Annotated in this window: 13 protein-coding genes and 1 pseudogene; 4 read left to right on the forward strand and 10 right to left on the reverse strand. The window is 70.1% G+C overall.

Annotation, left to right across the window (positions count from 1 at the left end):
- Positions 1-406: 406 nt before the first annotated feature.
- Complete coding sequence (locus ABZX85_RS37900; RefSeq protein ID WP_355879461.1) at positions 407-2,017, reverse strand: IS1182 family transposase; 1,611 nt, start codon at positions 2,015-2,017, stop codon at positions 407-409.
- A gap of 272 nt (positions 2,018-2,289) precedes the next feature.
- Between ABZX85_RS37900 and ABZX85_RS37905 the strand changes: the two genes are divergently transcribed.
- The 3 genes and pseudogenes from ABZX85_RS37905 to ABZX85_RS37915 all read left to right on the forward strand — a co-directional run.
- A complete protein-coding gene (locus ABZX85_RS37905; protein WP_355879464.1) occupies positions 2,290-2,502 on the forward strand; it encodes a hypothetical protein in 213 nt (70 codons plus the stop codon).
- A gap of 48 nt (positions 2,503-2,550) precedes the next feature.
- Positions 2,551-2,721: a hypothetical protein gene (locus ABZX85_RS37910; protein WP_355879467.1), complete on the forward strand. Its 171-nt coding sequence runs from the start codon at positions 2,551-2,553 to the stop codon at positions 2,719-2,721.
- A gap of 281 nt (positions 2,722-3,002) precedes the next feature.
- Positions 3,003-3,176: pseudogene (locus ABZX85_RS37915) on the forward strand (IS5/IS1182 family transposase); the annotation flags it as partial.
- A gap of 104 nt (positions 3,177-3,280) precedes the next feature.
- On the opposite strand, the gene ABZX85_RS37920 reads toward ABZX85_RS37915, so the two are convergent.
- From ABZX85_RS37920 to ABZX85_RS37950, 7 genes are all read right to left on the reverse strand, one after another.
- Positions 3,281-3,646, reverse strand: a complete 366-nt coding sequence (locus ABZX85_RS37920) for a beta/gamma crystallin domain-containing protein (protein WP_355879470.1) — start codon at positions 3,644-3,646, stop codon at positions 3,281-3,283.
- 250 nt (positions 3,647-3,896) lie between these two features.
- Positions 3,897-4,877: an MFS transporter gene (locus ABZX85_RS37925; protein ID WP_355879777.1), complete on the reverse strand. Its 981-nt coding sequence runs from the start codon at positions 4,875-4,877 to the stop codon at positions 3,897-3,899.
- 66 nt (positions 4,878-4,943) lie between these two features.
- Positions 4,944-5,882, reverse strand: a complete 939-nt coding sequence (locus ABZX85_RS37930; RefSeq protein ID WP_355879473.1) for an MBL fold metallo-hydrolase — start codon at positions 5,880-5,882, stop codon at positions 4,944-4,946.
- A gap of 126 nt (positions 5,883-6,008) precedes the next feature.
- Positions 6,009-6,899, reverse strand: a complete 891-nt coding sequence (locus tag ABZX85_RS37935) for a PDR/VanB family oxidoreductase (RefSeq protein WP_355879780.1) — start codon at positions 6,897-6,899, stop codon at positions 6,009-6,011.
- A gap of 246 nt (positions 6,900-7,145) precedes the next feature.
- On the reverse strand, positions 7,146-7,364 hold the full coding sequence (locus tag ABZX85_RS37940) for a hypothetical protein (RefSeq protein ID WP_355879476.1): 219 nt from the start codon (positions 7,362-7,364) through the stop codon (positions 7,146-7,148).
- A gap of 24 nt (positions 7,365-7,388) precedes the next feature.
- The gene (locus ABZX85_RS37945) at positions 7,389-8,252 is read right to left on the reverse strand and encodes an alpha/beta hydrolase (RefSeq protein ID WP_355879479.1); all 864 of its coding nucleotides are present in this window, start codon (positions 8,250-8,252) and stop codon (positions 7,389-7,391) included.
- Between the two features lie 23 nt (positions 8,253-8,275).
- Positions 8,276-8,935, reverse strand: coding sequence for a Tat pathway signal sequence domain protein (locus ABZX85_RS37950; protein WP_355879482.1), 660 nt, complete (start codon positions 8,933-8,935; stop codon positions 8,276-8,278).
- A 295-nt stretch (positions 8,936-9,230) separates the two neighbouring features.
- Between ABZX85_RS37950 and ABZX85_RS37955 the strand changes: the two genes are divergently transcribed.
- Positions 9,231-9,965, forward strand: coding sequence for a helix-turn-helix domain-containing protein (locus ABZX85_RS37955; protein WP_355879485.1), 735 nt, complete (start codon positions 9,231-9,233; stop codon positions 9,963-9,965).
- A gap of 12 nt (positions 9,966-9,977) precedes the next feature.
- Here the strand turns inward: ABZX85_RS37955 and ABZX85_RS37960 are convergent, their stop codons facing one another.
- Positions 9,978-11,225 carry a helix-turn-helix domain-containing protein gene (locus ABZX85_RS37960; protein WP_355879488.1) on the reverse strand — a complete coding sequence of 416 codons (1,248 nt, stop codon included), beginning with the start codon at positions 11,223-11,225 and terminating at the stop codon, positions 9,978-9,980.
- A 140-nt stretch (positions 11,226-11,365) separates the two neighbouring features.
- On the reverse strand, positions 11,366-12,367 hold the full coding sequence (locus tag ABZX85_RS37965; RefSeq protein WP_355879491.1) for an alpha/beta hydrolase-fold protein: 1,002 nt from the start codon (positions 12,365-12,367) through the stop codon (positions 11,366-11,368).
- Between the last annotated feature and the right edge of the window lie 79 nt (positions 12,368-12,446).

Consider the following 12,446-nt stretch of genomic DNA (forward strand, 5'->3'; position numbering starts at 1 on the left):
GAGACCGCCGCTGCCCGCGCCGGTGCCGCAGCGACATGACGCCTTCACCGCATGTCACCACAGCCACTTGACAACCTGATTGGGAATCAGTGGCCGCGCTGAAAACGCTCAGTGGTTCGCCTTGTCCTTCCGGAGCGAGACCACGGGCTTCCTGGCTTCCTCCACTACCGAGGCGATGGGCGGAGGAACTGGCTTCGCTCACCGGAGGGTCGGGGCACTTGTTCGCGCGGCCGGAGCCGCGTGTAGGTGTTCGCGGACCTGATCGAGGTTCTGTTGTCGGATCTGAGCCGCAAGAAGGGCTGGACGATGGCCGTAGGGCCGGGCGCGCCGCGCTGCACTGGACACAGAAAAAGGGGACGCGGTCGGTCGGGGTGGCCCACCAGCACTGATCCTGTTGGCGAAATCGTCAGGCTGCTGTGGGTAGGGCTTCGAGGCGTGAGGTTCGGGTCTGGGCCAGGGGCGTATCGGTGAGCCAGGCGTCGATGCGGAGGAGGTTGAGGGCGGCGGCGGAGAGGATTTGTTGGAGCTGGACCTTGGCCAGGCCGCGGTAGCGGGCGTGGCGGATGTCGGGGCCGCTGATGGCCTGGGAGATCGTTCCCTCCACTCCTGCCCGTCTGCCGTAGCTCTCCTGCCAGGCGGCAGTGCCCTGCTCCTGCCGGTGTCGCTGCAGGGTCTCGTGCTGGGCTTGCGGTCGTAGGACCAGGTCGCGTGGTTCGCTGGTCCGCCGTGTGCACTTGTTGCGTACGGGGCATGCCGCGCAGTCCTGATCGGGGAACCGGATCCGGATGACGGGGTGTCCGCGGCTGTCGAGCTGCTGGCGCCACCGCCGGGCTACCGCTCCCTGAGGGCAGACCGCGGTGTGGCCCTGCCAGTCGATGACGAAGGCGGTGACGTCGAACCCTTCCCTGGCCTTGGCCTGCCAGCTGGTGTCCGGTGGCATCGGACCGATCAGGCGGACTCCGTGGTCGCGGGCTGCGTCGAGGAGGGTGGTCGCGGCCATGTAGCCGGTGTCGGCCAGGTGCTCGTCGGGCAGCAGGCCACGCTCGTCGAGGCGGCCGTGGACAAGCGCGATCATGTTCTGGTCGCTCTGGGAAGCGTCGGTGGTCTCCACATTGATGACCAGGTGAGGCCGGTCGGGCCCGCAGTGCTCGGTCAGGTGGCTCTTGTAACCGGTCCACTTCGTGGTCCTCTTGATCGCATACCGGCACTCGACGTCGTAAGGGGAGGCGATCCGCTCCTGCGACGGTGGCAGTTCCTCCGTCACGCGCCAGCGCGGACAGTTGGCAGCAAGGTCGTATTGCTGCAGCCACACGGCCCGCAGGACATGCACCGCCTCGAGCTCGTGCAGTGCGGCGGGGGCGCTGCCGGCGTCGACCTGGGCCAGGATCACCGCGCCATCGCTCCCCACCGCCGTCGCGAAGGCCAGCCGCCCGGCGTCGGTCTGGGGCAGCCGGTGGTTCTCCACCCGGTGCCCGTAACGATCGGCCCACACAGGGGGCATCCAGCTGCCGAGCCAGCGAGGAGCGGCGACGGCCAGGGCGTTCAGTGCGGCGCGCACGGTCTCGCCGACCAGCTCCAGTCGGTTCAATACGCGTACCGCGCCCAGCACGTGGGTGGAGTCGGTGCGCGCCGCTCCGCCGTTGCCGAGGAGATTGTGGTCCCGGCACAGTTCCAGGAGCCGGTCGAGTACACGGCGCTCGGCCTTGCCGGTGATGAGCCTGGCGCGGAACTCGCAGAGCACCGAGAAATCGAAGCCGGGGTCGGTCAGTTCCAGGCCGAGGGCGTATTTCCACCCGATCCGGTCCCGGACTGCGGTTGCGGCCTGGCGGTCGGACAGTCCTTCGGCGAACTGCAGTATGCACACCAGAGCCAGCTGCCCCGGCGACAGGGCCGGCTGACCGCGCCGCGGGAACAGATCCACGAAGTCGTCGTCACTAAAGACCGGCCCCAGGGCGTCGCGCAGGCGCATGCCAAGGCAGCTGTCCGGGAAGGCCGCCCGCGCGATCTGTGCGGTCAAGTCCGGTACTGGAAGGGGGTCGTGAGGACGTAGTGACATCGCCATCACCTCATCTGACTTTGTCCCCGCGGGGGATGGACCCATCATCGCGCCAACCAAGCCCTACCCACAGCAGCCTGACGATTTCGCCAACAGGATCAGCACTGCGGGTCCACCGGGGACGTGCGCAACTGCCAGGTGATGGTGATGCTCACCTACGCCGCCGTAGCCGGGCACGCCCTCTTCGACCGGCGCCTGCACCTGTCCGCCGTCTGGGCCCAGGAAGCGCCGGGGTGCCTGAGGCGATTGCCTTCGCCACCAAGCCCGAGCCGGGCATCGCCATGCTGCGCGGTGCCGTCGGACCCGAGCTGCCCTTCGCCTGGGTGACCGCCGACGCCGACTACGACAAGGACCCCGCCCGGCAAGCCGTACCAGCCCGCGTGGCCAAGGCCGGTGACCTGCTGCATTACGCGACCGCCCGGGACCGGTGGGAGCGCCGCAGCTAGGGCGACGGCTCCAAGGGACAGCGGCACTACGACTGGACCTGGTTCGACGTGGTCCTGCCCGGCCGGCAGCCCGCCGACGGTTTCGCCCATCACCTGCTCATCCGCCGCTCCATCGAAAAGAAGCAGCTCGCGGGCGGGCGTGTGGACTTCGAGTACGTCTGCTTCCTCGTCCACCACCGCCCCGACGCCGCCCTGGCGGAGGCTGTGTACCAGGCCTGAGTGCGCTGGACGATCGAGGAGAACAACGAGCAGGCGAAACAGATCACCGGGCTGGGCGATGAGCAGGGAAGAGCCCGACGGGCACGAGAGACGAGCGTCTACCGCTGATCCGCCTGACCGTCCCGGCACACGCCGGCGTGCTCGCCGCCACCGCCCTCGTCGGCCGCCAAGAACCCACCTGCCACCTGCGGCAGCACCACTGGCGAGCCCTCCACCAGACCCGGGCACCCGTCAGCCACTACAACCGGCGCGGCGACCCACTACCCGACCACACCACATTCCCCGGCTGGAAAGAGGGACACGACAAGTCCCACAAGCAGGTCCGGGCCCGCGTCGAGCATGTCCTCGCACGAAGGAAGACGTGCAAAACCCTCCGCGACTGCCGCCTCAAAGGCGAGGGCGTCCACCAGGCCATGCTCGGCATCGCCCGCATGCACAACCTTGTCCTCGTCGGACAGGTAGCACCCCATGAGGGCCCGCCAACTTGTCGTCGGCGGGCCCTCATGGACAGCTTGTGCGGTACGTCGAGCTGGGAACTGCGACGCGGAGTGAAAGACGCTCAGAAGATGGTGATGAACTTGATCGTGCAATAGTCGCGGAAGGTGTCCGACTCCCCCTTTTTGAAGGGGAGGACCCAGGATTTTTTCCCGATGGTGCACACGTAGTTTCCGCTGTTGTTGCCGGCGCTGACGGAGACCACTTTCTGGATGTTGACTTTGGTGTATCCCGCGTCCGCATAGCACACTTGATAATAGTTCGGCCGTCCGCCAAGGCTCTTCTGCTCAACGGTGAAGGTCAGATACTTTGAGCTGAACTGGCACGTCAAGAAATTGATTTGTTTTATCGCTGCCGCCTGCCCGGCGGCGCCGAGTACTCCGCCCATAGCCAGAGCACTCGCTGCGGCTGCCATCATCACGCCGCGCATTCTTGAATTCCTCATGCTCATTCCCTCCTGATGCGGCCTTCACGGCCGTGATCCAGTTTACTGTCGAACTATCAGGGGGCGCGCGAAGTTCGCATGATCGACCTGTCGCTTGGCGACATGGTTCGGTACCGTTTCACCCATCACGTAAAGGATTGTCCGACCGGCGGATTCGACGTGCTGATGTACACGGGCCGCGCAACGGGAAGTGCGATGAGCGCAAAGAAGCGGTGAGAAGCGCTGAGCCACGAAGTCAGGCGTCCGATCCGCGACTTCGGGTCGATCCCCGTAGCGTTGTCGCGGCGGCGACCCCGAGCAGCAGCGCGACGATCAGCGGTACGTAGGCCGCTCGCGCCCCTTGGGCGAGGCCACTGCGCAGCGCGTGTTCGGCGAGTTCGTCCGCGTGGGCCGTGAGGGACGTGGGGAGTCCGCTCAGCCCTGTGCCGCTGTTGATGCCGGTTCGGTCGCCCGCTCGCGCGCTCAGGTGTCCATGAACTCTGTTCGGGTAGGGAGCCGGCAGTTCGCCGGCGGCGTCGCGGGCTTCGGCGGTCACGGCCGCGGTGGTGCGTGATTGGAGGAACAGGCTGGTCGTCGCGCTGCCCAGGACGGCGCCGAGTTGGCGGGCGGTGAAGTAGACGCCGGAGGCGGTGGCGCGCAGTTCGGGCTGGACGGTTCGCATGGCGGTGTTGTTGAGGGGGACGAGGACCAGGCCCATGCCGAGGCCGCAGACCACCAGGCCGGGGATGAGAGCTGACGAGGGGGCGGTGGACGTGGTGCGTGTCGCGACGAGTGCAAGGCCCGCGGCCATGCCCAGCAGTCCGGCCACGACCAGGTACTTCGCGTTCACCCGGTCGGAGAGGCGGCCGATGAACGGTCCCATGGTCGCGGAGAGCAGGGCCATGGGGACGGTGAGGAGGCCGGCCTGCGCGGGGATGAGGCCGAGGTTGGTCTGGAGGTGGATGACGAGCGGCAGGAACATGCCCGTCATCGAGAACCCGAGAGACGCGGTGACCAGCGCGCTGACGGAGAAATTGCGGTCCTGGAAGACCGCGAGGGGCAGCAGGGGCCGGCCGCGTGTGTACCGCTGCCACAGCACGAGGGCGACGAGCAGGATCACCCCGGTGACGATGACCTGAGGCACCGTCACCGGGCCCGCGATCGTGCCCCAGTCGTACGCCTTGCCGTTCCGGACCCCGAACACGATCAGGGCGAGGCCCGTGCCGGACAGCAGGATGCCGAGCGGGTCGAAGCAGGGGGCGTCCCCGCCCCGGGCCTGTGACGGACGTCCGGGGTCAGGCGGTCACCAGCGGACCTTGCCGTAGTGGACTTCCAATTCGGGGTACGACTTCACGCGTTTGGCGAGCCCGCGCATCCGCTGTCGCATCTCCTCGGCCGGGAGGTGCTTGAAGTCGCCGTGGCCCGGCAGGACCCACTCGAAGGTCAGTTCCTCGGCGGCGCGGGCCAGGGAGACGCCGGTGGTCCTGATCGAGTCGTAGACCACGCTCTCGAACACGTCGAGGGCCTTGGTGGTGTGCGACCAGTAGAAGGCGTCCCCGGTGAAGCAGTACGTGTCGTCGGCCACGTACAGGACGCTGCCCGGGGTGTGCCCGGGGAACGGGTACGCGATGACGCCCGGTCCGATCTCCACCGGTTCCAGCCCCCGGATGACGGAGTCCGCGTCGGGACGGGAGTGCAGGTCGCCCTCGTGAATCCACAGCCGGGCGCCGAAGGCGTCGGCGTACTTGCGGCCGTGCGCGACGTGGTCGAGGTGGGTGAGCAGGACGTCGGTGACCGTGCCGACCTCCCTCTCGAAGCGGCGGGCGAGAGCCGGACGCCAGCGCGGGGTGTCGATCATCATCGCGGTCCCGTCGGGACGGCGCAGCAGGAAGGAGGTCGCGCCGTATGTCTGCGGGGAGGAGTGCCCGCACAGGTAGACGTTCTCGTCCAGCGCCTTGGGGTACGGGTCCGAGTCCGCGTCCCACTGTTCGGCGGGCGGGTGGATGGAGCGGGTGGGGCAGGCGTGCGCTGCGAGGTAGAGCTGCTCGGTCTCTTCCTCGGTCTCCGGCTGGCGGATCATGACGGAGCGTACGCCGCCGTAGTCCCCGCCGGGCTCGGTGCCGATCAGGCCGGGCGCGGTGTGGCGGGCGATGTTGCAGTTCAGGCAGCGGTCGTCGACGTGCCAGCCGTCCTGGGGCGGGGTGTCGGTCTGTGCGGCGGTCTCGGTCTCGGTGGCGCTCATGACTCCGCTTTCTCGGTGTGGGGGTCGTTCGGATGTGTCGCGAAGAGGGTCTCGACGCGCCGCCAGGCGTCGGCGGCGGCTTCGCAGCCGGGTGGCCGCTCCGCGCAGGGCTCGGTCCTTCGGTGGTCACAGATCCAGGACGAGGCGGGGGCCGAGAGTGCGGGAGACGCAGATCAGCATCGTCTCCCCCGACTCGCGGTCCCCGGCGCTGAGGAAGGAGTCACGGTGGTCGGGCTCGCCCTCCAGCACCTCCGTCTCGCAAGTGCCGCAGATACCCTCGGCGCACGAGAACGGGACATCGACCCCCGCCGCCCGGACCGCCGACAACACGCTGTGTTCCGGGGGAACTTGGACGGTGACGCCGCTGTCGGCGCAGACCACCTCGAAGGACGGACCGGGCGCGCACGGCTGCTGCTTCTGCGCGCGGAACCGCTCCGTCTGGAGCGCCCCGTCCCGCCAGACGCGGCAGCGTTCCTCCACAGCGGCGAGGAGGGGTTCCGGACCACAGCAGTAGACGAGCGTGTCCTCGTCGGGCTCGCCGAGGAAGGCGTCCAGGTCGGGGTGGCCGTGCTCGTCCTGCGGGCGGAACATCACCCGCGGGCCGTAGGCGGCGAGCCGGTCGGTGAACGCCATCGACGTACGGGAGCGCCCGCCGTACAGCAGGTGCCGTTCCGCGCCCTGTGCCTGCGCGGCGGCGGCCATCGGGAGCAACGGGGTGATGCCGATGCCTCCGGCCACGAACAGGGAGCGGCTCGCTGGCTGGAGGGGGAAGTTGTTGCGGAGGCCGCGTACGTCGAGGCGGACACCGGGGTGCAGTTCGTCGTGGACGTACGCCGAACCGCCTCGGCTGTCGGCGGTCCGCAGCACGGCGATGTGCCAGGCGGTGCGGTCGGCGGGGTCGCCGCACAGCGAGTAGGTGCGGGCGAGGCCGTCGTCGAGGAGCAGCTCGACATGTGCGCCCGGCTGCCATTCCGGCAGCAGGTCACCCTGGGAGTGACGGAGTGTCAGAGAGACCATCTGGTCTGCGACTTGGTCCCGTTCCGCGACGACGAGCGGAGTGGGGGGAGCGTTCAAGGGAGCAGACCCTCTTTCACGGAAGCGCCACGCGGAGCACCGGTTCTCATCCACCGACGCACGACGTGACACAGAACGGTCAGGTCATGGACGCGCGACGGAAGGCGGAGCAACGGACGACGTTTCCGACCCGAACATTAGCGTGCGCCCACCCCTACGGGTTGCCGAATCGTTACCGTCGACCGGCACTCAGACGCTCTTCTCAGCCACCCACGACCGCCCCCACCCCTGCTCCCAAGACTGGTGCTCCTGGACGCCGACGCGGCCCATGTCGTCGTCACGGACGACGAGGACCTCCCCACTCGCGCCAGGGAGATCACCGGAGGTGACCGACCCGATCGCCGGTCTCGGCGTCGCAGCCCGCACCTGGTCCAGGACGACGCGGCGGGCAGGTGGGCCGAGACCCACCCTGCCCGCCGCATGCCCGGGAGGCTACAACGGGCAGGTGTCGAGGAAGACGACCGTGTTCGGGTCGTTCGGGGTGGGGCAGAGGAACTGGTCGTAGCGGGTGTCGTTGTCCACGAAGCGCTTGAGCCACGCGATGCTGTACTTGGCGACCGTGGTGTTGGGGTTGGCGAAGGTGAAGTGGTCGGCGCCCCTGAGTTCGACGAACGCCTTGTCGCGGACGTTCGTCAGCCCGTTGTAGGCGGGCAGGGCGAAGGTGGAGACGGGGGCGACGGTGTCGCCGTCGGCACCGAAGATCATGGTGGGAACCGTGATCTGGCCGGAGACGTTCACGAGGTCCCACGGCGCGAGCGGGATGGCCGCCTTGAGGGACGGGGTGCTCGCCGCGCTCTCCAGCGTGCCGCCGCCGCCCATCGACCACCCCATCACGGCCGTACGACGGGGATCGATCCGGTTCTTCACCGCGCTCTGCGTCGTCAGGTAGGTGAGCGCGGCGAGCTGTTGGTTGCTGCGGTCGGTCGGGAAGTCCCACAGGGCGTTGCTGTCCAGGGTCATCACGACGAAGCCCTGGGAGGCGAGCCGAGGCCCGTACCAGGCGATCTCGGCCTGCGGGGCGACGAACCCGGGCATGATGACGACGGCCCCGAAGGTGCCCTGGCCGCTGTCGAGGGGGAAGTAGACGGTGCCGTTGTTGAAGCCCTGGCCGCTGCCGGACGGTACGACGACCGAGGCGACGGCGAAGGGGCCGTTCTCGGCGGTGACGCTCGCCTCGGTCGGGGCGGGCCCGCGTTCGTAGGGGTTGCCGGAGGCGGCGTGCGCGGAGCCCGCGAGAGTGATCGAGGTGACGATCGCGAGGATCGCCATGAGCGCTCGGAGGCGGAGCAGTTTCACGGGGAGTCCTCTCGGACGGGCTGTCAGTTGGTGTAGACGGCGGGGGAACCGCTGACGCTGCTGTCGGCCACGGGCGCGTAGACGGCCGTGAAGTAGCCGTTGCCGGCGCACAGCAGCGAGCCGGAGACCTTGGTGAACGGCTGGTTGGTGAAGGCCAGGCTGTTGTCGCCGTTGGAGCTCACCGCGGCGAGGCCGGGGGCCTGGTAGACGCAGGTGATCGAGCCCAGCAGGGTGGAGAGCACCACCGTGGTCTGGATCGTGCCGCCCGGGGCCGGGGTCACCGTGACGGTTCCGTCCGAGGCCGCCGAGGTGGTGTAGGGCATGCCGTTGACCGTGATGCTCTTCACCCCGGTGACGCCGAAGACGTTGCTGGTGCAGCCGCTGAAGGTCTGGGAGGTCGCGGATTCGGTGGCGCTGCCCGGAGCCGCCGGGTTCGAGGTCACCGTGGCGGAGAGCGTCGATCCGGTGCAGGAGATGCCGGAGGTGCCGCTGTTGCTGGTGGCGAGGGTGGCCTTCGTCCCGCTCGCCAGCGAGGAGGTGAGGACGTCGCCCACGGAGACGGCGTCGCCGCCGGCGCTGCCGTGGGTGAGGACGGTGCCGGCCGCCGAGGCGGCATGGACCGGGAGGAGTGCCAGTGCCGTCAGGGCGGCGGCGAGAGTGGGCAGGGCGATGTGTCTGCGCATGTGAGGCCCCTGGTACGAGTGCGAGTGGCGAGGAGGGGTCGTGGTGGCGACCCGCGCAGGGCGCTCCGGGACGTACGGGAACGCCTCGACCGGTACGTGTCTCCGACCTGACGTCAAAGGCACGGGGAGGGCTTGTTGGCGGCCTTGCGGGTGCGTGACACTGTCGGCTCCGACGGGGCTCCGGCCGCAGGTCCGCGCGAGTGGAAAACCTGTGAGAGTTGTAAACCTGACGGGTATTCAAGTCAAGACGGTTCGCACGACCGGATGCGCGCGAGTTCCCGGGGAGGGACGAGCCATGCCAACAGACCCGTCGACGCCGGTGCTGCCCGGCACCCGCGCGGGACGCGACCCGGAGCGCTCACTGCGGCGGGGACCGCGCCGGGCCCCGGCCGAGGTGGTCGCCGCCAACCAGCGCGACCGGCTGCTCGACGGTGTCGTCCGCACGGTCGCCCAGGCCGGGTACGCCCGGACCCGGGTCAGCGACATCTGCCAGGCGGCCGGCGTGACCAGGCCGGTCTTCTACGAGCTCTTCAAGGGCAAGGAGGACGCCTTCCTCGCCGCCCACCGATACGGCACGGACATGGTCGTCAGCGCCATGGAGGACGCGCACGCCGGGGCGCGCGACTGGCCGGGCCGGGTGCGCGCCGGGCTCGGCGCGCTGCTGGACATCCTCGCCGGGGCGCCCGCGTTCGCGGCGATGGCGATCGTGGAGATCGACGCGGTCGGCCCCGCCGGGTGGGAGGCGCGCGAGGAACTGCTGGCCCGTTTCCGGGACTTCTTCACCGACCTGCCCGAGGCCGGGCCGCCCCTTCCCGTCGAGGAGCTGGTCGACATCCTGGTCGGCGGGGTCTACTCCGCGATCCACCGGCGGATCGCGGCCGGGCGTACGGACGAGCTGCCCGGTCTGCTGCCGAGCCTGACGTTCTCCGTGCTGGCCCCCTTCCTCGGCCCCGAGCGCGCCTCCGCCTGCCTCGACGACCCGGCCCCGCCCGCCGGCCCCCTCCCGGCCTGTCTGGCCCCGGACAGCTGAACGGTGCGGCTCTCAACCGCCGGTGGCGCGCACGGAGGAGAGCGGAGGGCGGACGAGTTCCGGAACCGGCCGGCCGCGCTCATGAGGTGGACCGGGGACCGTCTTGGCCCTCAGCGCCAGCTCCAGCTCGAACCGGGTCTCCGGGTCCCGCAGGGTGTCACCGAAGAGTTTCTCCAGCTGCCGCATCCGGTAGCGCACGGTCTGCGGATGGACGTGCAGCCGCAGGGCGGCGTCGCCGACGCTGCTGCCGCTGCGTAACCAGGCCAGCAGCGTCTCCTCCAGACGGTCGCGCTGAGACTCCGGGACACCGGCCATCGGCGCGAGAACCCGCCGCGACAGTGCGCGGACCAGGGGTTCGTCCGCGTACAGGAGCAGCGTCGAGAGGTGGTCGGCGCACCGGATCACGCCCTCGCCCGGCAGGACGCCCCGGTGTACCAAGGAGAGAGTCCGGGCCGCCCAGCGGAGCGAGTCCGCGATCTGGGAGAGCGGGACCGTCGGGCCGACCGCGGCGGGGCGGCCCCGCAGCAGGGTGGCGAGGAACCGTCCGTGCGAGACGCCAGGCGCGTCCGGGTCGGGGATCACCAGGCGTCCGGGGCTCGCGCTCAGGTCGGCCAGTACCCCGGTGGGCAGGAGCCGTTCATCGCTTTCCTCGACCGTCTCGTCCACCGCGATGACGGCGACGCGGTGCGGCAGCGGCCAGCGTGCGGTGCGCGCCAGTTCCTCGATCGCCTCGGCGGAGGCCGGCGGATCGGCGAACAGCAGGTCCAGCAGGCGTCTGCGGCACCGTTGCAGCTCGGCCGTGCTGCGCAGCCGGGCCTCGGTGTGGCCCTCGGTGGCCGCCTGCATGATCTCGTGCATGTGCGTGAAGGCGGCGTCCGCCAGCGCGGCCACCTCGCCGGGGTCCAGGGCGAGTTCGTCAGCGGCTCTCATCATGTGCCGCCACGCGGCCCGCCCGCCGAGACGCAGCGCGGCTTGCAGTACTTCGAGTCCGCGTCCTTCGCCGGATTCGCCCCGACCGATCTCGTAGTAGGTGTGGGCCACCTGCGCCCGGTCGTGGCCCGAGCCGGCGACACGGTCCACGAAGAGGCTCAGTGCCTGGGTGACGCCGGCTCTGATGGTCCGCACGTACGCGTCGTCGCCCGGCCGCGCGTACTCCGGCACCTGGAGCTGCACCTCGCGCTCCACCTCGCCGACGATCTCGGCGAGACGCGGGCGCAGAAAGTCTGCCAGCCGGTGCGGGACGACACCGAAGGGGTCCATGCTGATCGCTCCTACCGTCGGTCAAGCGGCGCGACCGACGATATCCCTCCGGTGAACTCCCTTGCCCTGTACCGAAGTTACAAGGCGGGGCCGGGGTGTTGTCCGTGCGTGACAAAGGCGTCCCCGACCGCTCCGGCGGGTCAGACGGGCAGGCCGAGCGCTCCCGCGAGGACCGGCCAGGAGGCGGTGAACTCCCCCTTCCAGTCGCTCCATTGATGGCCTCCCCCCTGATAGAGGTGCTGGGTGGCCGGGATGCCCAGCTGGCCGAGGACGGTGACGAAGCTCCGGGTCGAGGGCGCCACCAGGCTCTCCAGGGCGCCGGGCAGCACGGCCGCGACGCCGCCGGTGACGAGCCGCGCCAGCGCGATGACGGTGTCGAGGCCGCCGGACAGACTGCCGCTGCCGGCGGAGACGTAGAGCGCGGTGCCTCGCAGGGCCTCGGCCCGGGCCCGGGGGTTGAAGTCCTGCCAGGTCGCCGAGTCCCGCGTCGGATCGCCCCACAGCGACAGGGGGTTGAGGATCTCCCGCGCCACGATCCCCTGGATGATGGCGGGCATGGTGGGCACGGTCGTGTCGGGGATTCCGCTGTACGACGCGGCGGCGGCGAACGTCCCCGGATGACGGGCCGCGTGCGCCATCGCGCCGTACCCGCCCGTCGACACCCCGGCGACGGCCTGGACGCCCGAGGCCCGGTAGCCGGCGCGCAGGGCCGCCGGTACCTCCTGGAGCTGGAAGGTCTCGTAGTCGGGGCCGGTCTGCCAGCGGGTGGGGATGCCGGTGGGGCCGCCGTCCGGCATGGCGACGATCAGGTCCCGGTTCGCGGTGAACGCCTCGATGTCGGTCTCGCGGGTCCACGAGGTGTAGTCGTCGTGCGCTCCGTGCAGCAGGTGAAGCACCGGCCAGACGCTGTCCGGGCGGGCGGTGTAGGCGGTGGGCAGGATGATCCGCACGGGCGCGGTGCGGCCCAGCGCGGCGGAGGGGATGCCGAGGTCGAAGGTCCGGGGTCCCAGCCGGGTGACGGTGATGACGGCGGCCGAGGCTCGCCGGGCCCCGGCGAGGACGCCCGCGGCACCGAGGGCGGCGGCTTTGGCGACGGTACGACGGGACGGGCCCCGGTACGAGGCGGACGGTCGGTCGGACATGGCGGGCGGCTCCTTGTGGCGTACCCGGTGCTCGGTGGCATCGGGATAGGGGGCGGTGATTCGGGGCGGGCCGGGAGTC

The sequence above is a fragment of the Streptomyces sp. NPDC004539 genome (genome assembly GCF_040610055.1).
GTDB lineage: Bacteria > Actinomycetota > Actinomycetes > Streptomycetales > Streptomycetaceae > Streptomyces.

Bases quoted from the DNA above. Each gene is read 5' to 3' on its own strand.
- ABZX85_RS37930 (WP_355879473.1), bottom strand. From the start codon at position 5,882: ATGAGCGCCACCGAGACCGAGACCGCCGCACAGACCGACACCCCGCCC.
- ABZX85_RS37950 (WP_355879482.1), bottom strand. From the start codon at position 8,935: ATGCGCAGACACATCGCCCTGCCCACTCTCGCCGCCGCCCTGACGGCA.
- ABZX85_RS37955 (WP_355879485.1), top strand. From the start codon at position 9,231: ATGCCAACAGACCCGTCGACGCCGGTGCTGCCCGGCACCCGCGCGGGA.
- ABZX85_RS37920 (WP_355879470.1), bottom strand. From the start codon at position 3,646: ATGCGCGGCGTGATGATGGCAGCCGCAGCGAGTGCTCTGGCTATGGGC.
- ABZX85_RS37965 (WP_355879491.1), bottom strand. From the start codon at position 12,367: ATGTCCGACCGACCGTCCGCCTCGTACCGGGGCCCGTCCCGTCGTACC.
- ABZX85_RS37935 (WP_355879780.1), bottom strand. From the start codon at position 6,899: ATGGTCTCTCTGACACTCCGTCACTCCCAGGGTGACCTGCTGCCGGAA.
- ABZX85_RS37960 (WP_355879488.1), bottom strand. From the start codon at position 11,225: ATGGACCCCTTCGGTGTCGTCCCGCACCGGCTGGCAGACTTTCTGCGC.